Annotated in this window: 7 protein-coding genes and 11 pseudogenes; 11 read left to right on the forward strand and 7 right to left on the reverse strand. The window is 60.9% G+C overall.

All coding sequences use genetic code 11. From position 1 onward, the window contains the following. Nucleotides 1-612 precede the first annotated feature (612 nt). The 3 genes and pseudogenes from JEY66_RS44940 (at nucleotide 613) to JEY66_RS44945 (ending at nucleotide 2750) form a co-directional block, all read left to right on the forward strand. Nucleotides 613-828, forward strand: a complete 216-nt coding sequence (locus JEY66_RS44940; RefSeq protein WP_129557537.1) for a hypothetical protein — start codon at nucleotides 613-615, stop codon at nucleotides 826-828. A 95-nt stretch (nucleotides 829-923) separates the two neighbouring features. Further along, complete coding sequence (locus JEY66_RS45690) at nucleotides 924-1076, forward strand: transposase (RefSeq protein ID WP_018273892.1); 153 nt, start codon at nucleotides 924-926, stop codon at nucleotides 1074-1076. A 512-nt stretch (nucleotides 1077-1588) separates the two neighbouring features. Next, nucleotides 1589-2750, forward strand: a pseudogene (locus JEY66_RS44945) (transposase). 142 nt (nucleotides 2751-2892) lie between these two features. Here JEY66_RS44945 and JEY66_RS44950 read toward each other — a convergent pair. Next, nucleotides 2893-3217: pseudogene (locus tag JEY66_RS44950) on the reverse strand (hypothetical protein); the annotation flags it as partial. 437 nt (nucleotides 3218-3654) lie between these two features. Here JEY66_RS44950 and JEY66_RS44955 point away from each other — a divergent pair. From JEY66_RS44955 to JEY66_RS45260, 3 genes and pseudogenes are all read left to right on the forward strand, one after another. After that, on the forward strand, nucleotides 3655-4719 hold the full coding sequence (locus JEY66_RS44955; protein WP_011084514.1) for an IS630-like element ISRj1 family transposase: 1065 nt from the start codon (nucleotides 3655-3657) through the stop codon (nucleotides 4717-4719). A 398-nt stretch (nucleotides 4720-5117) separates the two neighbouring features. Further along, complete coding sequence (locus tag JEY66_RS44960) at nucleotides 5118-5999, forward strand: aldo/keto reductase (protein ID WP_018273895.1); 882 nt, start codon at nucleotides 5118-5120, stop codon at nucleotides 5997-5999. Nucleotides 6000-6371: 372 nt separating this feature from the next. Then, nucleotides 6372-6494 (forward strand): annotated as a pseudogene (locus JEY66_RS45260) (IS256 family transposase); the annotation flags it as partial. Nucleotides 6495-6605: 111 nt separating this feature from the next. On the opposite strand, the pseudogene tnpC reads toward JEY66_RS45260, so the two are convergent. From tnpC to JEY66_RS44980, 4 genes and pseudogenes are all read right to left on the reverse strand, one after another. After that, nucleotides 6606-8157 (reverse strand): annotated as a pseudogene (gene tnpC / locus JEY66_RS44965) (IS66 family transposase). A 134-nt stretch (nucleotides 8158-8291) separates the two neighbouring features. Next, a complete protein-coding gene (tnpB, locus tag JEY66_RS44970; RefSeq protein ID WP_011090953.1) occupies nucleotides 8292-8648 on the reverse strand; it encodes an IS66 family insertion sequence element accessory protein TnpB in 357 nt (118 codons plus the stop codon). Continuing rightward, nucleotides 8645-9043 (reverse strand): transposase, encoded by a 399-nt coding sequence (locus JEY66_RS44975; protein WP_026193420.1) that lies wholly within the window; start codon nucleotides 9041-9043, stop codon nucleotides 8645-8647. The genes tnpB and JEY66_RS44975 overlap by 4 nt, the downstream gene beginning before the upstream one ends. A 72-nt stretch (nucleotides 9044-9115) precedes the next feature. Then, nucleotides 9116-13201, reverse strand: a complete 4086-nt coding sequence (locus JEY66_RS44980; RefSeq protein WP_198390678.1) for an amino acid adenylation domain-containing protein — start codon at nucleotides 13199-13201, stop codon at nucleotides 9116-9118. A 239-nt stretch (nucleotides 13202-13440) separates the two neighbouring features. Here JEY66_RS44980 and JEY66_RS44985 point away from each other — a divergent pair. Further along, a pseudogene (locus JEY66_RS44985) lies at nucleotides 13441-14721 on the forward strand (IS256 family transposase). Between the two features lie 852 nt (nucleotides 14722-15573). Next, nucleotides 15574-16201: pseudogene (locus tag JEY66_RS44990) on the forward strand (IS256 family transposase); the annotation flags it as partial. Between the two features lie 248 nt (nucleotides 16202-16449). On the opposite strand, the pseudogene istA (JEY66_RS44995) reads toward JEY66_RS44990, so the two are convergent. Both istA (JEY66_RS44995) and JEY66_RS45000 read right to left on the reverse strand, forming a co-directional pair. Beyond that, nucleotides 16450-17415: pseudogene (gene istA, locus JEY66_RS44995) on the reverse strand (IS21 family transposase); the annotation flags it as partial. Between the two features lie 172 nt (nucleotides 17416-17587). Beyond that, a pseudogene (locus JEY66_RS45000) lies at nucleotides 17588-17857 on the reverse strand (transposase); the annotation flags it as partial. A 709-nt stretch (nucleotides 17858-18566) separates the two neighbouring features. On the opposite strand from JEY66_RS45000, the pseudogene JEY66_RS45005 reads away from it, so the two are divergent. The 3 pseudogenes from JEY66_RS45005 to istB form a co-directional block, all read left to right on the forward strand. Then, nucleotides 18567-19241 (forward strand): annotated as a pseudogene (locus JEY66_RS45005) (transposase); the annotation flags it as partial. A 173-nt stretch (nucleotides 19242-19414) separates the two neighbouring features. Further along, nucleotides 19415-20943 (forward strand): annotated as a pseudogene (istA, locus tag JEY66_RS45010) (IS21 family transposase). Between the two features lie 18 nt (nucleotides 20944-20961). Further along, a pseudogene (gene istB / locus JEY66_RS45015) lies at nucleotides 20962-21683 on the forward strand (IS21-like element helper ATPase IstB). Nucleotides 21684-21784: the final 101 nt, after the last annotated feature.

Raw genomic sequence — 21784 nt, forward strand, 5'->3', positions numbered from 1 at the left:
TGAAGCGGATTCCGCGGCAGCTGGGCTGCAGCCATCTCGGTGAAAGACTACGTGGTGGCGGGCGGGGTGAAACGTTCAAGTCGCCTGAACGCCCCGAAACGACTCCATGGCCTTCAGGGTTGGCTGCGCGAGAGGTTCATTCGGCATCGCGGCAATGCGGATGTCGCCGCGGCCCCACTAGGTCGCTTTCGGTATCATCAAAGAAGCAGCGGGGCGAGCTGAGCGATCAAATCCAAATCGCTTGGCAGGCTTGGGCAAAGAACGGCGCAGAGTGCGACGCGTCGGGGCGCATAAAAGCGATTGTTCGCGTCGGTTTGCATACGTCCAGAGTGTGTTTCAGCTGCATGGCGTTGATGGGAACGAGCAGCCGGTTTTGCGGCTTAAATTGAGCCGCGGGCTGGTTTAGAAGTTCTTCAAGCGCTGCCGCGTGCGCTTGTGGCTCTGGAGGCCTGCGGGCATCGCATTGTTAGGCGTGGGAATTGCAATCAAACCGGCATGAAGTGGCGATGATGCCGATCGCAATATATTTGCGTGCGGCAAGCCGGCCGAAACTGCGTAAGAACTTTGTGCCCATCAAAAGTCCCGAGCAAGGGCGCACAAATGTTGGAGCGTGTGCGCAACCAGTTCATCGGCAGGCGGACCCGGTTTGCCAATTCAATCCGCGGCTACGCCGCGGAATACGGCTTTGCCGCGCCTAAGGGGCTTTCGCGGTTGCTGATCGACATTCAGGCCGACGCAAAGTCTCCGACTTTACAAAGCAGCTGGGTGGACGCTCTGGCAGCAGAACTGGCGCACGTCGAGGACCAGATCGCAAAGGTCGGCAAGTAGCTCATGCAACTCCGCCGGAGTAAAGAGATGAGTGAACGGCTGCCGGCTATCTCGGGGGTCGATTCGATCGTTGCGAGCTGCTGTCGATCAAGGTCGTGGATGCGCGCGGGTTCAAGTCGGCAAGAAACTTTGCGGCATGGCTCTGCCTGAAACTAAAGAACCGCTCGACGGCCGGAAAGAACAGGCTTGGCCTGACTACACGCGCCGGCGACAGCATCAAGAAGTGGCTCGAGCGGAAGATGAATTAGGGACGGCGAGGGAAAGCCGACATCGGAATGCGCGTCGGCACAACGAAAGGGAATGCTGGATACGCGCCGCGACATGAATGTCCAGCAGACGACGTTGGCACGAAGAGACCGCCGCGCTTTTCACATACGCTCCGGCAAAAAAGGCCTGTTTGGCGCCTCTATCGCCACTCCGCTGCGTGGCACGCGATTTGAATTCTCTGCGTTGCGGCAGCGGCAGCTGACGCCTTGTAGGAAAGGAAACAACTATGGATATCTCAGATTATGGCGTAACCGAACTGACTTTCGAAGATGCGTGCGCCGCTGTCGGCGGTCAGCCTTGGTGTGTTTGGAACCCGGATGAGCAGAAATGGTCCTGCCCCCCCCTGAGCTCTCACGAGGAGCTCTTGTAAAGGCATTTTGTAGCCGGTCCGCGGCGCAGCCACGGACCGGCTTACCCCAGAACTCCTTTCGCGTGTCCGTAAGGACGCAGCCCTGGAAGGATTTCTGGTTCATCGTAGCCACCAGCAGCGAAGATGAAACAGAAATCCGGACCGGGCAAAGCGTCGGCAGACCAAGTGCGAAAGGACATTCGGCGCCAGAACCGCCGGCAGTATTCGGCGGAAGAGAAGATCCGCATCGTGCTGGAAGGATTGCGCGGCGAGGAGAACATCTCCGAGCTTTGTCGCCGAGAAGGCATTGCCGCCTCGATGTGTACTACGGCTGGTCCAAGGAGTTCTCGAGGCCGGCAAGCGCCGCCTGGCCGGCGACACGGCACGAGCTACGACCTCCGGCGAGGTGAAGGACCTCCGCCGGGAGGCCGCCGCCTTGAAGGAGGCCGTCGCCGATCTGCCCCTGGAGAACCGTCTGTTCAAACAAGTATGAACGGAGATGGGGAGGACGAGGCATGAGGTATCCCGCCTCAGAGAAGGCCGAGATCATCCATTTGGTCGAGCAATCGCACCTTCCGGCCAAGCGCACACTGGACAAGCTCGGGATCCCGCGCGCCACATTCTATCGCTGGTATGATCGCTACCGCGAGGGAGGCGTTGAGGCGCTGGCCGATCATCGGTCTCGACCAGACCGGGTCTGGAACCGCATCCCGGACGATGTGCGGGGCCAGATCATCGACCTGGCGCTGGAGTTACCTGAGCTGTCGCCACGCGAGCTGGCCGTGCGGTTCACCGACGAACGAAAGTACTTTGTATCCGAGGCGTCGATCTATCGGCTGCTGAAGGCGCATGACCTCATCACCAGCCCGGCCTATGTGGTGATCGAGGCCGCGAACGAGTTCGAGGACAAGACGACGGCGCCGTCGCGCACTGGCCAAGGCTTCTCAGCGACAATGGTTCGAGTTACGTGGCGGATGATCTGGCCGAGTGGCTCGACCAGAAGGGCATGCAGCATGTGCGCGGCGCTCCGTACCATCCTCAGACCCAGGGAAAGATCGAGCGCTGGCATCAGACGCTGAAGAACCGCATCCTGCTCGACAACTATTACCTACCCGGTGATCTCGAGCGTCAAGTAGGAGCCTTCGTCGAACACTATAATCACGTCCGCTATCATGAGAGCATCGACAACCTCACGCCAGCCGATGTCTACTTCGGCAGGGCTGAGGCGATCCTCGCAGAACGAAACCGCATCAAGCGCGACACCATCGCGAACCGCCGCTTGCAGCATCAACTGCAGGTCGCTTAAACTCTAACCCTGATGAACCAGAGCCTCCCTTCTCAAAAAGCCTGACCAGTCTCAAATTATCTGACGACGGACAAAAAGCTTCGAACGCTCAGGACATCCTTTGTGTTACGACCGTCGATATATCACGTCGGTTCGGGTTCCTGTAGCCGCGCACCTCCGAGCAGTCCTTGCACCGCATGTAGCGCTCCAGTTCATGAACCGGCGTCGCCTTCGGTCGCCGCACGATGTCCAAGGGCGACGGTCTGGTGCGTGTCGCAGCCAAGGCAGCGCACTTCGAGGTAGCGGTAACCGGCATTAAGCGCATCGCCGAGCGTGGGCGACGGTTGCGCGGGCCCCTGGAAACCGAGCATGCGCGCGTTCCACGCCGCAACGGCGAGCCGGTCGGCCTCCTTCCGCGCTTCGGTCGCCCGTTCTGCCGCTGCCCGGACCGACCCACCGTAAATGGTCTCGCGTGATTTGGTGCCCATCGCGCGAGCATCGCCCGGAGGTAGAGCGTCGGCAAGCCGCTACAGCTTGCGGTGGATAACGCGCCGGGCACAACGGAGGCGACCACGTCCCAAAAGCGGCGGATCAAGCTGCTATCGTTTCCGGGTTTGCACGAGCGTGGTCACGACCACTGCCACCAGAACAAAAACAACGACGATGGCGAGTGCTTCAAGGGACCCCATAGCGCTGATCTCCGTCAGGCCGGTCTCTTCCCTAATGTTAATTCATCAGAAGGACGGTCGCGTGCGACAAATCGCTACTGTGCGCTTTCGTCTCCGCGCATATCCAATGACGGTCACCACCACGCATCGAGGTCGAGGGCGATGCCGTACTCGATGCTCGACGTAATGCGCAGGCAGTGACGGCCTACACCTAGTACCCACTTTTCTTGGAACGTGAGTCGTGATTCAAGGTCGGGATGATACCCGAAGCAAGAGAAGTCCACCTTTCGAGGAAAGATCGCAAGGTGCTTGAGGCGTGCTGTCGCTCACCGGTGACGTTGCAGCGCGATTTGAAGCGGGCGCGGATAGTTCTGTTGGCGGCGGATGGGCGCAGCACCCGGTCGATCGCCAAGGAAGTTGGGGTCCAGCCGCGGATTGTCAGCCTTTGGCGGCATCGCTATGCCGACCATGGCCTTGAAGGGCTGCAAGACAAGCCGCGGCCTGGCAAGCAGCCGATCTATACGAAGACGACCGACAAGCGGATTCTGAAGCTGCTGGATAAGCCGCCACCGCAAGGGTTTGCGCGCTGGACCGGCCCCCTGCTGGCCGAGGCGCTGGGCGATGTCGATGTCCAATATGTCTGGCGGTTCCTGCGCAGCCACAAGATTGACCTGGTGGCTCGCAAGTCCTGGTGCGAGAGCAACGACCCGAACTTTACGGCCAAAGCCGCCGATGTTGTCGGCCTCTATGTCGCGCCGCCGGCGAAGGCCATTGTGCTGTGCGTGGACGAGAAGCCCTCGATCCAGGCTTTGGAGCGAGCGCAGGGTTATCTGAAGTTGCCCAATGGCCGCGCCTTGACCGGCCAAAGCCACGATTACAAGCGGCATGGCACCACAACATTGTTTGCGGCGCTCGAAGTCGCCACCGGAAAGATCATCGCGACCCATTCAAAACGCCGGCGCCGCGTCGAGTTTCTCGATTTCATGAACAGCGTCACCGCGACTTTTCCGAACCGCAAGCTTCACGTCATCCTCGACAACCTCAACACCCATAAAAAGAACGAGGACTGGCTCAAGGCCCACCCCAACGTGCAATTTCATTTCACGCCGACAAGTGCGTCATGGCTCAATCAGGTCGAAGTATGGTTTTCCATCTTGCAGGGGCAGTCGCTCAGCGGCACCTCCTTCACGAGCCTCAAGCAGCTTCAGGAACACATCGATGCCTACGTCAACGCATACAACGACAGAGCCGAGCCCTTCGTCTGGACCAAGAAAAAGGTCCGTCAACGCCGTTTCAAAGGCCGCCGTATCACTCAGCTCTGATTCCGGGTACTAGTGCGGAAGTGGTCGGCTCTGCCATAAACCTTCGTATAGGTCCGTGACCCCTTTAGATGCCCGACGTTTACCTACGTGCAATTGAGCCGCTGATCGCGATCGTCTTAGCTAGGGTATGCGGTAGCGCTCTCGCTATCGCTGCCCTCCTTGGGCGTTTCCTCCCTAGACTTGGGCCGCTTGTGGCAACGCAGGCGGCCTCTCTTTTTATGTATGTCGTCACGTTCTCCAGAGCAGAATGAGGCCGAGCGGGTCTGCTCGTGCTTGTCCCGGCGCACCGCCCGTCGCGCTCACATTAGCCCCTCGAATTTTGTACCGATCCGCAACGCAATCTGAAAAATCGCCGGGTCAAATATCTTGAAAGCGTGCCGTTGCGCGGTTTGGGGTGCATGGCACTGACTGGCATTTACGGCCATATCGCCCGCGATGTTGCCATTGATATCATCCGCCACGCATTCGACATGGGTGTCACCCATTTCGACACGGCCGAGCTCTACGGTCCGTTTGTCAACGAAGAGCTATTAGCTGATGCGCTTGGCTCCCGTCGCACCCGTGTCGAGATAGCCACGAAATTCGGATATCGGCTCGAAGCCGGCAAGATCGCAGGATTGGATTCCCGTCCGCAATCGATTCGTTCAGCCGTGGAAGGGTCGCTGCGCCGACTGCGGCGCGACTACATTGACGTCCTCTATCAGCATCGCCCTGACCCAAACATTCCGGTCGAAGAGGTCGTCGGCACGATGTCGGACCTCGTGAAAGAAGGGAAAGTGCTTGAGCTTGGCCTGTCTGCTACCGATATAGAAACGGTGCAGCGAGCGTCCGCAATACACCGGATATCTTTCGTTCAAAACGAATACTCCCTTATCCAGCGGCAGCCCGAGCAGGGACTACTTGCCTATCTGAACGGCACAGGCACCGATTTCGTGTGCTACTCACCACTTGGGCGGGGCATCCTCGCGCGGATACCCGACGTGGAAGCAAAGCGTTCGCCGACCGACTATCGTAACAAGGACCCCCGCTTCGAACCGACACGTCTGGCCGAGCTCAGCCTTGCTCTCGATCCGCTTTGGGACATAGCGGCTGCTCACTTGGTCAGGCCAGCTACAGTCGCCCTCGCATGGCTGCTGGGGAGGTCACCCAACATCCGGGTCATTCCAGGCGCTACTTCGGTAGAGCAACTGAATGCGAACTTTGCCGCAGCGTCGGTGCCTCTATCTTCGGAGCAGCGAGTTGCCCTCGATCACCTTATGGTTGCCCGAGCCGCAGACTGATTCAGCAAGACTCAACTCTGCGTGCGTTGCCCCGAATTACCATCTACGACTTCTCGCACAATTGCGGGCAGACGAGCTCGCCGCGATCTGCTTCGCGCGTCGGGTTGGATTATTCAGCTATCAAGAGAGCTCAGTGATCGGATTCAATGAATGAGTGCGGCAAGTTTCGTCAGCGCTTATTCGACGGATATTCGACGACTTTTCGATCCGAGCTCGGTCGTGTCCCCGGATGTGGTGTAGCTCGGTAGAGCAAAGCCGCCCGGACGCGCGCCCCCCAATAGCGCCGTAGCGGGCGGGCGGCTTTGCGGTGGTCACCGGCAGTTCGCCGGTAGGGTCGGGTTGCTGACACCAACCTGATTCGAGGAACCACCGGTGACCGATGAGATGATGAACCTCCGCACGCTCGTGGAGAAGACCCCTGATGCCGATCTGTTGCGCGAGATGATCGGCTTTGCCGCCCAGCGATTGATGGAGCTGGAAGTCGAAGGCCAGACGTAAGCGACGTTCGCGTCCCATTCGCAAAGGTTTGGCGTGGGGATTGCAGTCTGTTGATCAACGTGTTTGCAAATCGTTGGCGGGGGGTATGGAGGCGGCAACGACGGAGAATTACGAGGTGCGGCCGAACGACCAGGGCAGGAGCTCGTCGATCCGGGACTGCGGGTGACCGGTTGCGATCGCTTTGAGCGTCGCTTTCATCCAGACGTAGGGCTCCACGCTGTTGATTTTGCAGGTGGCGATGAGCGAAGCTATGCGCGCCCATGAACGACCACCTTCGTCGTGACCAGCAAATAAACTATTTTTACGCGTCAGAGTCAGCGGCCTGATTTGATTTTCGACGGGATTGGTGTCCATCTCAACGCAACCATCGTCGAGAAACAAGGTGAGGCCATCCCAATGGTTCAGGAGATAGGCGATCGCCTTGCCCATCTCGCTGCCCGGCGACAGGCGACAGGCGAGCGGCTTGCTCGCGCAGAAACCTCTCGAGTTCAGCGACGAGCGGCCGTGATCGCTCGTTACGGGTCGTTTGCCGAGCCGGGGCGTCGGCGCCACGGATCTCCTTCTCGATCGCATAGAGTGCGGCGATGCGCGCGAGAACGGCTTCGGCGATGGGTGAGCCGGCTTTCGGAGTCGCTGCGATGATCTTGCGCCTTGAGTGGGACCAACATGCGGCCAGCCGCAGCGGCACGCCGCCTTTGCGCTTGGGCCGTGCGAGCCGATGATAGCCCTGGTATCCGTCGACCTGAAGGATGCCGTCGAAGCCCTCGAGGATGCGCTCAGCATGGTCACCACCGCGTCCTGGCGCGTAGTGGTAGACCACGATTGGTGGATCAGCGCCGCCGTGGCCGCGATCGTCGCGCAGGACAGCCCACAGATAGCCGGTCTTCGTTCGGCCCCGGCCCGGATCGAGCACAGGCGCCCTGGTCTCGTCTATGAACAAGCGGCCCGATTGCTTCATCACGACGCTCATGCGCTCGACCAGCGGCGCGAGGTGGAAGGCGACCGTTCCCATCCAGTCTGCCAGAACGGCGCGATCGATGAAGATGCCATGCCGAGCCAGAACCTGCGACTGACGATAGAGTGGCATGTGCTCGCTGAACTTGGCGACCGCCACCTGCGCCAGCAGCGCCTCGGTGGGGATGCCACCCTCCACGAGATGGGCGGGCGCCGGCGCCTGAGCAACACCGGTGCAGCCCTTTGCGCAGGCGTAGCGCGGTCGCACCGTCTCGATCACACGATACTGGGCGGCCATGACATCGAGACGGCGGGAGCGATCCTCGCCGATCTGGACCATCCGGCCGCAGCCGCAGGGACACTCGAGGTTCTCGGGTTCGATCACCTGCTCGATGCGCGGCAGGTGCGCGGGAAAGGCACGGGCAGCGCGCCTGGTCCGGCGGCTGGACGGCGCCGTGCCGGCGCGGCGCGCACGATCGTCCTGGCGTTCCTGGACTTCGGCGATGGCAATCTCGATGTCCTCGAGAACCAGTTGCATCTGATCGGGATTGAACTTCTCCGAGCGTTTACCGAAACGTGCGCGCTCGTACTCCTTCACGAGCAGTTCGAGGCGTTCGACGCTCTCTTTGGACGCAGCCAGTTCACTCTCGACATGAAGGCGCGCCGAGCATTCATCGTCTGCGCGACGACGCTCGGCTTCAATCATCGCTTCCTGCGCGCGGAAGAGCGCGCGCAAATCGGCGGGCAGCGCTGCAAGACGGGCGGGATCAATGGGGGACGGCGGCACATCCGCAAGCTATCATCCCAAAGCCCCGCGCGAAACAGGTTGTCGGGTCTGAGTCAGTTCGCCGCAGCTGGCGTCGCGACAATCCGTTCGCCCACTCGCTTCCAGTTCAGCCCTTCAAACAGCGCTTCGAACTGCACGCGCGTCAGATGCATGACGCCGTCGCTGATCTGCGGCCACTCGAAACGACCATCGCGGCCAAGGCGCTTGTAGACCAAAACGAGGCCCGTGCCGTCCCATAGCAAAATCTTCAGCCGGTCGGCGCGCTTCGAACGAAAAACCACGATCAGGCCCGAATGCGGATCGAGCCCAAGCGTGTTTTGCACAAGACCGGCCAGCGCGTCGTGCCCGCACCGGAAGTCAACAGGACGCACAGCAAGCACAATCCGCAGTCCCTGCGCCGGAATGATCATGCGCCGCGCTCGATCGCAGTCACGATCTCCGCGATCCGCACCGCCGACACGTCCGCATCCAGGCGGACCGAAACCTTGCCAATCGTAATCTCGACGGGCCCCTCGCTCTTGCCTGACGCCACTGGATCGCTCAGCTCGATCGACACGAAATCCGCCGCGTCGTCCGTGACCAATGCGAGCCGGCCAGCACGCGCCAATCTGCGCCACCTCGTCAACTGCTGGGCCTTCACACCATAACGCCGTGCGACATCACATACCCGGGCGTCGGGCTTCATGCTCTCGAAAACAGCGCGCCCCTTGATCTCCGCAGACCATAACCGGCCTCCAGAACGCGTCCGGCGCGTAAGCTTCCCTACAAAGCCATCAGCTTCGGCTTCCTCCCCCGATTGTTCCATCGCCTTCAGTCTCCTCTTGGCTCTCTGACCAGCCAAGAATCGCAGAGCGAAAGCCGAAGCGAAACCAATCAATCAAATGGGAGAAAAGCTCCGCTTACGGTGTATCTCAACCGGAAGGGACGGAACTTGATACAAGGCCAGCGCCCGTTGGAACTGCGTGGCCCTTTCATACGTCAGAATGTCATTGCGGAGATCACGATCCAGAGGGATCGCCCCAATTCTCTGAGCCTTTTCAAGCAGTCGGGAAATTGAATTTTGTCCAGCGAAGCGGTCGAGGATTTCGAACTTCTCGTCATCTAATTCGAGAGATTCCAGCAGTACTTCTTGTATCATTTGGGTGGGTGATGTCCTTGATGCATTTGCAAATAAAACAACGTCAATTAGGCCGATGAAGGAAACAGCTTCGTTGAGCTTTAGTAGCTGCTGCGCAATTGCATAAGCCAAGATTCCTCCTGATGAGTATCCAGAGAACCGATATGGACCTCGCGGCTGGATCTCGCGAATCGCCATGCTAGCTTGCGAGGCGATCTCTTGAACAGTTGGAAATTGAGCTGCACTGAATTGCGGCCATGGCAAACCGTAGACAGGACAGTCGACATCCATTTCTTGCGCCAAACTGGCTATATAGGAGCAATCGCCCAAACCTGTGGGAACAAAGAACAGCGGCGGCTGCGATCCGGTTTCTCGAACACAAATCAGTCCCGACCTGCTGGGCTGAGATTCCAAATGAACGTTCGATGCAAGTTCCTTTAGAGCGGGGGCTTGGAAGAGGTCGGCGGCGCTGAACTTGATCCCGAGATCGACTGCGCGACTGAGCAACTGCACCGCCAGCAGCGAGTGTCCGCCGAGTTCGAAGAAATTGTCGTGGCGCCCGACCCGCTCGAGCCCCAGAAGCTCGGCCCAGATCTCGGCCAGCGCCGTCTCGATCTCGCCCCGCGGCGGCTCGTACGTCCGACGCGCATACGCATCATCTTCCGGCGCCGGCAGCGCCTTGCGGTCGAGCTTGCCGTTCACCGTCAGCGGCAGCCCCGATAGCCGCACGAACGCCGAGGGCACCATGTAGTCCGGCAGCCGCGCACTCACATGCGCGCGCAAGGCGCCGGCCAACGTGCTTCCATCTTCCTCGTCCGAGCCGGCCTCGGGCGCGCACACCAGATAGGCCACAAGATGCTTGTCGCCGGCGCCATCCTGTTGCGCCACCACCACCGCCTCGCGCACCAACGGGTGCTCGCAAAGCCGCGCCGCAATCTCCCCGGGCTCGATCCGGAAGCCGCGGATCTTCACCTGCTCGTCGTTGCGGCCCAGGAACTCCAGATTGCCGTCCGGCAAGTACCGCGCAAGATCCCCGGTCCGGTACAGCCGGTCGCCCTCCACAAAGGGGCTGGCGATGAACCGCTCCGCCGTCAGCGCGGGCCGGTTCAGATAGCCCCGCGCAACTCCCGCCCCGCCAATGTAAAGCTCCCCCACCGCCCCAAACGGAACCGGCGCACCATGACCGTCCAGCAGATACACTCGCGTGTTGGCAATCGGACGGCCGATATGCGGCACTACGTCTTCGACGAAGAGCCGTCCCGAGGTCGCTACGACCGTAGCTTCCGTAGGCCCATAGTTGTTTATTAGCTTTAGACCCGCTGGTAGAGGCGCAGGCACACGTTGGAGACGATCACCGCCAATAAGCAAGTACTTCAATGTGGAATTTACCAGCTTATCTTCCAACACGATCGTGGCCAGCGGCGTGATCAAAAAGCCAACTCCCAGCGATTGATCACGCCACCACTTCAGCAGAAGTAGAGAATCTCCGGCCGGTGCTCTGGGCGGGAGCAGCAATGTGCTGCGGTTGTACAACGCAGACCATAGCTCCCAAGTGCTGGCATCGAATGCCATTCCAGCTGTGAGTGCACAGCTGGTTTCTGGTTGCGGACAAAACGTTTGCACATGCCATGCTACAAGATTGACCAATCCCCGATGCTCGACCATGACGCCCTTTGGGGTGCCTGTTGAGCCTGAGGTGTAGATCACATAGGCGAGATGGCGTGAGCTCAGGCCGAGGGCACGCGGGTCGGGGTTCGAGGCCGGCAGCTCGGCCCAGGCCGGTGTCGCCGTCTCGAGATCGACCACCGTCACATCCCCCAGCGCATCGCAGCCAAGCGCCGATCGTCCCGCCGCATCGGCCAGCAGCAGCTGCGGCGCGGCATCGTCGAGCACCTGGCGCAGCCGCGCCGACGGATAGGCCGGATCCAGCGGCAGGTAGGCGCCACCCGCCTTGAGGATCGCCAACAGCCCCACCACCATCGCCGGGCTGCGTTCCAGGCAGATCGCCACCGGCTGGTCCGGCCTGACCCCGAGCCCGATCAGGTGATGCGCCAGCCGGTTGGCCCGCGCATTGAGCTCGCCGTAGCTCAGGCGCTCGTCCTCGAAGACCACCGCCACCGCCTCCGGCGCCTTGCGCACCTGCTCCTCGAACAGCTCATGGATGCACTGCTGCTCAGGATACGGCGCCGCCGTCCGGTTCAGCTCCTCCAACAGATACGCGCGCTCAGCAGTCGACAGCAGATCAATCCGCCCCACCGCTTGTTGCGCATCGGCCATCACAGCAAACAACAAATTTTGCAAATGCTCCGTCAGGCGGTCGACCTGCCTTGGAGCCAAGCGACCTGCATCAAAGTGCCATCGGAAGCTGCCATCCAGAGCGCAAACCTCAAACGTCAAGAGATCGCCGGATAGGACCGTTTCAGAAGTCGGGCTCGAAGCTAGATCATCCGCAGCGCAACAGCTGTTTTCCGTAACAGTAACGCCCATCGGCCAAGGTCGGCGCGACCGTAGCGCCCCCATACCCCGCAACGTCGGGCAGCGCACGATAAGATCCCGCGCAAAGCTATCGTTCTCCCTCAGCTGAGCGCATTCGAAGGCGATTGCCCTGTGCACCTCTGCAAAATCACGATCAAGATCAATGGTAACTTGCATGGGCACGACAGAGGCAACAAGCATCTCCATCGACGATTTCAACCCGGCTCGCGATCCGCTCGGCGCGGGAGTCCATCCCAATTGAAGCTCTGATTCACCAGTGATGCGGGCGAGATATATCAGCCAAGCACTCAGCAAGTGTTCAGTGCGATCAACTGCCGACAACTCGGCCAAAGCAATTGGAATGAGTCGGGAACTCGACTGCCATCTGGGCGAAGCCATAGCCTCTGAAGACGACAGAAAAGGAAGCTGCGACATTTTGAACTGCTGAAGCCGCTGTCGCCAAAAATCCTCCCGAGGCGCCAGCATTTCGTGCGCAACGGTTATGCTCCGCGCCTCGTCATCGCTCAAGATCGGGAGGCGATCGCCTACATAAAGATCGCAGCGCCGCGCGAGTGTCTGCGCGTCCAAAACTTCAGCACCTAAACTGCCAAAGAAGACATAAACGTCATTTGTACCCGTCGCCACCCGCCAATGGCCGGGGTCGACTTCAACCAGGGAGCCCGCTGAAAAGCCCGAGCGGCCAGACGACACCTCCAAGCACCTGACTGCGACAACGTCATCGCCCACAAGAGCCTTAGACAGACATAACGGATTGAAATGATACAGCCCGAAATCTAAGGCGCGTGTCGTCGCTGACAGATCTTGCGCGGAGCGACCCCATCGCAGACAGCCTGCCGCATCTGGACGTCGACGTCTCGGAAAGTAACTTCTGTCCGCCAGCGCCTGCGGCCAGCTACTTAACGCCCCATTCGCTAGACCGGTTAAAAGCTCGCGGAAGCTCTCGACTGCAGCCTCATAACATTTGAGGTTCAGAGTTAACGCCGTGTCGATGGGCGCAATCAAGACTTGGCGCTGAACAACCAGGTCCCCCGTATCAACACCATCATCGATACGATGCCACGTGATGGCATATTCGGTCTCTTGGGCCAGCAGCGCCCAAGACGTCGCATGAACTCCAGCATACCGCGGTAATGGACCGTCATGATAGTTGAAAGCGCCTCGTCGTACGAGACTCATCACATCCGGTGGCAATACGAATGGGTTGGCGACGGAAAACACCCACTCCACTGACTCGGTGTTGAGCACTATCGAGAGCTCTTCAACGCTCGCGACACACAAGATATTAGCGCGAGCAGCCCAATCGCGGAATATGGCGTCGACACACAGCGCCACGCGGATGACGTGCCCCATCTCCATTGCTAGCTGAGCGCACCCAATGGCTAACGTACCGCCACCAACAAAGACCGTAGAACCGATTGGTGACACTAGGGGTCTCTGCTCATCCAAATCGCCTGCTTCGCTGCTCAACAATGCCAACCCACATGGGTCATGGAGCTATCGCTGAAAGTTGGTGACGGCGGGAATCGGGAAGGCGGCATATCGTGGGGGTGCTTGACGCCTCCACTTCTCCACCGAAGGAGCGATATGCCGTGTCCAACGATAACGTCACCAAGCTGATTCAGCCAGGAGTGTTCGACGACCAACTCACCGAAATCTTGCGTAACGGGGCCCGCGCTCTGTTGGCGCAGGCGGTCGAGGCCGAGGTCGCGGACTTTCTCGGCAAGCATGCCGATGTGAAGACCGAGGACGGCCAGCAGCGTGTGGTCCGCCACGGTCACCTGCCGGAGCGCGAGGTGATGACCGGGATCGGTCCAGTCTCCGTCCGCCAGCCGCGTGTGCGCGATCGCGAGGCCGCCGCCGATCCCGACCGTATCCGGTTCTCGCCATCGGTCGTGCCGCCCTACATGCGGCGGTCGAAGTCGATCGAGACGCTGCTGCCGATCCTCTATTTGAAGGGGATCTCGACCGGCGACTTCTCCGAGGCGCTGGCGGCGCTGCTCGGCAAGGATGCTGCCGGGTTGTCGGCATCCGCCGTTGGTCGCCTGAAGGACGGCTGGCTCGACGAGTACGCCGCGTGGCAAAAGCGCGATCTTTCGGCCAGGCGCTATGTCTACATCTGGGCCGATGGCATCCATCTCGAAGCTCGCCTCGAGGACGAGAAGCAGTGCATCCTGGTGCTGATCGGCGCGACGCCGGAAGGCCGCAAGGAACTGGTCGGCTTCACCGATGGCGCCCGCGAGAGCGCGCACGATTGGCGCGATCTGCTGCTCGATCTGAAGCGGCGTGGGCTCGACGTGTCGCCGCGGCTCGTCATTGCCGACGGCGCGCTCGGTTCTGGAAGGCCGCCGGTGAGGTCTGGCCGACAACGCGCGAGCAGCGCTGCTGGGTGCACAAGACCACCAACGTGCTCGCCAAGCTGCCAAAGAGCCAGCAGCCGAAAGCCAAACGCGCGCTGCAGGAGATTTGGATGGCGGAGTCCAAGGCCACCGCCGAGCTGGCATTCGACGCCTTCATCGAGAGCTACACACCCAAATACGAAAAGGCGGCCGACTGCCTCGGCAAGGATCGGGACACGCTGCTGGCTTTCTACGACTTCCCCGCCGAGCACTGGAAACACCTGCGGACGACCAATCCCATTGAAGCACCTTCGCCACCGTGCGCCACCGCACGATCCGATCGAAGGGTTGCCTGTCCAACAGGACGGCGCTCGCGATGGTCTTCAAACTGGCCGAGGCCGCGCAGAAAAGTTGGCGTCGACCTCGATGGTCACAACCAGTTGCCAAAACTCGTGCTCGGTGTGACATTCAACGACGGGATTGAGGTCATCGCCAAGCACGGCTGACCGTGAGCCCAAAACCGCCGCCGCCTGACCGGCCCGGCCGTCACCAAAATTTGGCGATAGCTCTGGGTCATGACGATCGCGCTTCACATCCATGATAAAGCCTTATCTCTGCCACTAGCGTGGCACCCCACTTCAACGGCAGGTCGATTGACCGGCCAAGCCCCCACAATCCGCACAGGATCTGCGACGACTAGCGATTAAACTTGGCGGCATGTGATACGCCCGACCGCTTGGCCACCAACTCTGAACATGACTAGAGATACGCCAGCGCATCAGCTAATTGCCTATCTAAGCCAACACTGACATCCTTCCATCGCCGTCAGCTCCTGAGAAAACTAGGTCCGCACCCACCTGCTGGCGTCGGGATCGCCCCGCTTCAGCTGTAGATTGACGCTCGCCAGCTCGATCTGCCACGAATGGCTCGCGGCACCTCTCACCTGGAACGTGGCGCGCAGCACCTCCTCCTTGGCACCGTTGTGGCCAAGTCATCGCCAGAACTCCAAGCGACATGAGCATGTGAGAGACCTCGCGACGGGTGCGCGCCATGGAAGCGGCAGCATCAGCATGCCATGGGACATGGATAAATCGAACAGGGTTGATCTGAACTCTTGGCGGAGTGCAGACCATTGTGATGTGACGCCCACCGTCGCAGCAATCGCCGTGCCAAAGACGTTCTGCAAGCTCTTTCCTAAAGAAAGATCTCGTCGTTTCGCGCCGAACGCGGAAATACTGCTGTCCAATTGTCGATCTTAGGACATTGACGGCTTGAACCGGACGAGCCGGGGATGTCCCGGGTTCTGTTGAATTTCTGAAGAGGTCGGCGTTGCCCACCTTGAGCCGGTAGGCTCGGGGTGCTGATTCCACAAAGGAGAGCAACGCCATGACGAGAGATATCACACCGGCTGGTTGGCCGGCGACCGGGGCTGTGGACGAGGCGTTTGCGGAAGTGCGGGCGAGCTTCGATCGGTTCTGGCCTGGCGGCAGGGATCGAGGCGCTCGGCATGATGATGGAGGCGGATGTTGTGGCGGCCTGCGGACCGCGCCACGGTCGCGATGCGGCGCGGCGGGCGCACCGTTGGGGCCGAACGCGGGGACGGGATTGGTTTCCACGGCGGCAAGATCGAAGTCGAGCGCCCGCGGGTTCGGGGGCGTGGACGGCCGCGAGGGTCACGATCCCGAGCTGGGAAACGGCGGCGCAGGAGGACTGGCTCGGTCGCTGGGCCGATGAACCTGATGCTGATCAATGTGTCGACGCGCCGGTTCGGCCGCGCTGTCCGGCTGCCCGAGGGTTGACGTGCCCGGCACCGCCCCGATCGGGGGTTCGAAGTCGGGCGGCCTCGCGGAGGTTCGTAGCGCTGTCGGCGGCGCGGCTGGCCGATTTCATGGCTGCCGATCTGTCCGCGCTCGACCTTCTGGTGGTCCAAATCGACGGGCTGCATCTCGGCGACGATCTCGTGCTGGTCGCCGCGATCGGAGTTGACGGCGAAGGCAACAAGCATCCGTTGGCCGCTGGTGGAAGATGCTCGTCCGCCGCGATCCCCAGGAGCGTTGTCGTCTCCTTCGAACTGATCAGCTTTCTTCTACCCACCCGCAATCTCCCGCTGCCCTACAGGGACTCATCTCCAATGGGCAAGTGGTTCAGAACTAGCCGCAAGGATGCAACCGGCCAGCCGGTTCTTCTACAGATCTCTCACGAGTGTTCGCCACTTCGTTCGATCTTAGCGTGTCTGGAGGAACAGCTCTTGTTCCGACCCCGGGTTAGCTTGGGTTTGTCGAGTTCGGCAAACAGTTCGGCGCGGCTTGAGCCGAAGCCACGCATTTGACGAGCATTGAGTTCGTCGACGAGTGTCTTGATGGCGGCGTTGAGCTCGGCCCGGGAAAAGAAGCACTGATTGCGCAGCCGGGCCCAGAATCCAGCGCTGGGCGATTTGCACCGCGACCCTCGACCTTCGCCTTGTCTTTTTGGGCGCCGCGGCCGTGCGGCGAGAATGGCCGTGCCGTAATGGCTCGCCATCTCGGCCATAAGTGCGATTGAGGCCGGGATCGTAGCGGTCGGGGTTGCTGACGGCGGCTTTGAGGTTGTCGCAGACCACGAACGTCGGCCGTTCCGCTCAAAAAACGTGAACAAGTTGACGTGGGCCCGGATCCAGTCGGCCAAGCTCTCGCTGGGGCAGGCCTCGGCGTAGGTGTAGTTTCGAAGCGCCCATCGCCGCGACGAACAGCTTCATCGGCTGCACTTCCCCGGTCAGGGGATCGACGATGTCGATGGTCGCCGGCGAAATCCACGAACACCTTCTCGCCGCCCAGATGAATCTGCCGCATCGAAGGTCGGACCCGCCCTTCCAGGCCTCGTAGGTAGTGCAGAACCACGTGTACCCGAAACCGTCGGGATTAACGGCGCGATACTCCTCCCAGAGCAGGCGACGGGTTACGTTGCGCCGGCGGAGCTCTTTATCGATGTAGCTCCAGTCGGGCACCGGCCGCTGCGGGCTCTGAGACGCTGGTCGTGGGGCCGGGAAAAGCAAAAGCTCCAGGTCTTCATCGGTCATTCCCTCCGGAAGCGGCCAGCTCAACCCAGCAGAGCGGGCGCGGCTCAGGTAGCTGTGCACAACGCCGTTGCTGACGCCCACGCTCCGCGCGATGGCCCGCTCTGGCAGGCCTTGAAAATGTTTTAACCGAGGACTTCCTTGATCCGGCGCATCGACAATCTCTGGGTAGGCATTGGACTTCCTCGTTAACCACGAGGTCATCCCTAAGCCGGTTGAGTTGTCGGCCGAAGCGCTGCAGGCTCCGAAAGCCTTGCTCACGATCCCGCGAAATCGTTGCTCACGATCGTCTGAAATCTCTGCTCACGATCCCCTGAATCCGCGCTCACGATCCCCCGAAACGCGCAACTGGAAGTACGGATCGTGGACCCAGCGCTCGCACACCCCCTCATCGGACAGGCCGTAGATGTGCTTGAGCAGCAGCAATCCGATCATGAATCGGGTCGCGATACCCGGCCTACCGTTGTCGCTGTAGAGCGGCGCGATCTCGCCGTCGATCCAGTCCCAATCGACCCTGCCGGCGAGCAGAACCAGCTCGTGTCGCATGTTGATGATCTGGTCCAGCCGGGACCGGAACAGATCGTTCGAGCCTGTCGTCCTGTGCTTCTTTGGTCGCATCGGTGCCTCCGATGCAGCACAGAATCACGGTTCGCAGCGGCAGGGAAATCCAAAATCGAAATTGCAGGGTTTTGGGCTGTGAAGCCTCAATCCCCTGCAATCTCAAATGCCGCACAAGCGGAAAACAGACTCCCAATCAAGTGCTTGGAGGCTTGTTCACGGACAACTATTCAATCACGCGATCGATGCTTTTTGCGCTGCCGGTCGTGCTTGAATCGGCGAAACCGAACCTAAAGGCGATCGAGGGCTCAAAGGATCTCGCCGACTCGCCGCAGAATGTAGCCCGATGATCGCCCGCCCCGTGTGGCCTGCGATTGGCTATTTGCGCATACACCGTATTTTATCGGGGTTTCACTAGGCGTGGAAAACTCTAGGTTGGGTTCGCCGGGGCTGGCGTTTCATTACGAGTAAGATTGCAACCGGCAAGGGGCCCCGCGGCCCCTTTTCTGTGTGCCGAGTATGAACGACAGCTTGGAGGTGGAAGTCCTCTACCCAGCCTGATGGTGGCGAAGGGTTAGCGAAGCGCAAGGGCGTCGTCGCAAGACGGGGTCTGAAGAAAGCGTGGAGCAATCCGCGACCGATGGACAAGAACCGGATAACGCCCCGTGGGTCGGTCAAAATCCCCCGGGTATGGGTCACTTGAAACTCCCCCACCTGATGATCGCCGTCAGCGCCGCTGAACAGCAGTAGCCGGTCAGGCAGGACGTTTATGTTCGACCCCTTTAGCCAGCAAGGGGCCGGGGAGTTGAACGTCTTGAAGCGACATCTGCAAAGCACCGTACTTACATTACTTGATCGCAACACCAGCCAGCGCGAGATTCACCGGCTGACGGGTGTCGATCGCAAGACGATCCGGCGTTATCAGGCGCTGCGGGCTGGTGCGGAGGCAAATTCCCCCGGGGAAGTGACCACCGGCTCGGTGAGCGCGGACGGCCAAATTCCTCCACCCCGACCACCGTTTTGGACATCGGAAGCGACGGTTACCAGCAGCCTGGCCCGTTCGGCTTGCGAAGCGCATCGGACGTGGATCGAAGAACAGGTCCGGCTGAAGCGGAACGCGCAGGCGATTTACCAGGACCTGGTTGATCAATTTGGCTTTCCGTCCAGCTACCAGAGTGTCAAGCGGTTTGTGCGCCGGTTGCGGCACGCTGATCCTGAGCAGTTTGATCGTCTTGAGTTCCTCCCCGGCGAGGAAGCTCAGGTCGACTATGGCGAGGGCGCGCCGACGGTTGATCCGAAGAACGGGCGGTACCGTCGTCCCCGCCTGTTCGTGATGACGCTACGCTACTCGCGGCGCAGCTTCCGGCGGGTAGTCTGGAAGTCCAGCCAACAAGTCTGGGCGCAGCTCCACGAAGAGGCGTTCCGGTATTTTGGCGGGTCCCCATGCGCGTTTCGGGGGATCGTGAGCGCGGATTTCAGGGGATCGTGAGCAGAGATTTCAGACGATCGTGAGCAACGATTTCGCGGGATCGTGAGCAAGGCTTTCGGAGCCTTGCAGCGCTTCGGCCGACAACTCAACCGGCTTAGGGATGACCTCGTGGTTAACGAGGAAGTCCAATGCCTACCCAGAGATTGTCGATGCGCCGGATCAAGGAAGTCCTTCGGTTAAAACATTTTCAAGGCCTGCCAGAGCGGGCCATCGCGCGGAGCGTGGGCGTCAGCAACGGCGTTGTGCACAGCTACCTGAGCCGCGCCCGCTCTGCTGGGTTGAGCTGGCCGCTTCCGGAGGGAATGACCGATGAAGACCTGGAGCTTTTGCTTTTCCCGGCCCACGACCAGCGTCTCAGAGCCCGCAGCGGCCGGTGCCCGACTGGAGCTACATCGATAAAGAGCTCCGCCGGCGCAACGTAACCCGTCGCCTGCTCTGGGAGGAGTATCGCGCCGTTAATCCCGACGGTTTCGGGTACACGTGGTTCTGCACTACCTACGAGGCCTGGAAGGGGCGGGTCCGACCTTCGATGCGGCAGATTCATCTGGGCGGCGAGAAGGTGTTCGTGGATTTCGCCGGCGACACCATCGACATCGTCGATCCCTGACCGGGGAAGTGCAGCCGATGAAGCTGTTCGTCGCGGCGATGGGCGCTTCGAACTACACCTACGCCGAGGCCTGCCCCAGCGAGAGCTTGGCCGACTGGATCCGGGCCCACGTCAACTTGTTCACGTTTTTGAGCGGAACGCCGACGTTCGTGGTCTGCGACAACCTCAAAGCCGCCGTCAGCAACCCGACCGCTACGATCCCGGCTCAATCGCACTTATGCCGAGATGGCGAGCCATTACGGCACGGCCATTCTCGCCGCACGGCCGCGGCGCCCAAAAGACAAGGCGAAGTCGAGGTCGCGGTGCAAATCGCCCAGCGCTGGATTCTGGCCCGGCGCAATCAGTGCTTCTTTTCCCGGGCCGAGCTCAACGCCGCCATCAAGACACTCGTCGACGAACTCAATGCTCGTCAAATGCGTGGCTTCGGCTCAAGCCGCGCCGAACTGTTTGCCGAACTCGACAAACCCAAGCTAACCCCGCTGCCAGATCAGCCTTATGGCTTCGCGCTGGAAGCGCTGCCGCCTCGCTCCCGATTATCATGTCGAGGTCGACGGCCATTGGTACTCCGCGCCGTATCGTCTGATTGGCGAGCTGGTCGATGCCCGTATCGACGATCGGACGGTCGAGATCTTCCACAAGGGCCAGCGGATCGCCAGCCATGCCCGCGCGCCCAACCGACGCGGACACACCCATCGCCGACCACATGCCCAGCGCCCATCGCCGCTACGGCAAATGGACCCCCGCCGCGGTGATCGCCGCCGGCGAGCGGATCGGTCCTTCGACAGCAGCGTTTTTCCAGGCCGTGATCGACGCCCGGCCCCATCCAGAACAAGGCTTTCGAACCTGCCTTGGCATTCTGGCGCTCGTCAAAAGCTACGGCGCCGAACGCCTCGACGCAGCCTGCCGGAGGGGCATCCTCATCAAGGCGCGCTCCGTCCCTCGATTAGATCGATCCTCCAGAACGGCCTCGATCGCACGTTCTTCGACGAATCTTTCGAGCACCAGCCCCTGCGCCACGGCAACATCCGCGGACGCGACTACTTCCACTGAAGCAAGGAGAGACCCGGCATGCTTAACCACCCAACCCACGAACGGCTGATCGAGCTTGGCCTGACCGGAATGGCCAAGGCCTTCGAGGAGCAGCGCCGATCGCCCGATCTCGAAGCCCTGCCGTTCGAAGATCGCATCGGCCTGTTGGTCGACCGCGAAGCCGCCGAACGCGACACCAGGCGGCTCACCACGCGCCTCAAGATCGCCGCACTGCGCCAGACTGCTTGCGTCGAGGACGTCGATCTGCGCACCCGCGGGGGCATCGACCGCCGTTTTCGCCAAACTCGTCGAAGGTCGCTGGATCGATCGCCACGAGAATTTGCTCGTCACCGGTGGCAACCGGCCTGGGCAAAAGTTGGTTAGCCTGCGCGCTCGGCCACAAGGCCTGCCGCGACAACCGATCAGTCCTCTATCATCGCGTTCCAAGGCTGTTCGAGGCGCTCGCGCTCGCGCGCGGAGACGGACGTTACGCCCGGCTCCTCAAAAGCCTCGGCCGCGCTCAGCTTCTGGGAACGCCGCGATCTGCTCGAAATCCTCGAGGACCGCCATGGCCGCGCATCCACCATCGTCACAAGTCAGCTCCCCGTGGACACCTGGCATGGAGCCATTGGGGACCCCACGGTCGCCGACGCCATTCTCGATCGCCTCGTCCACAACGCCACCGCCTCCAGCTCACCGGAGAAAGCATGCGAAAACGCAGCGCCAAAACCATCACCCTTGACGGCCAACCAGAACACTGACTCTATCTCCCATCGGCCGTAGCGGGCTGCTCACGATCGCGCGAAATCGATGCTCACGATCCGTGAAATCCGCAGATGCTCCCGGTGCGGGTCTATCGAGG

The organism is Bradyrhizobium elkanii USDA 76 (assembly GCF_023278185.1).
In the GTDB taxonomy this organism is placed as follows: Bacteria; Pseudomonadota; Alphaproteobacteria; order Rhizobiales; family Xanthobacteraceae; genus Bradyrhizobium; species Bradyrhizobium elkanii.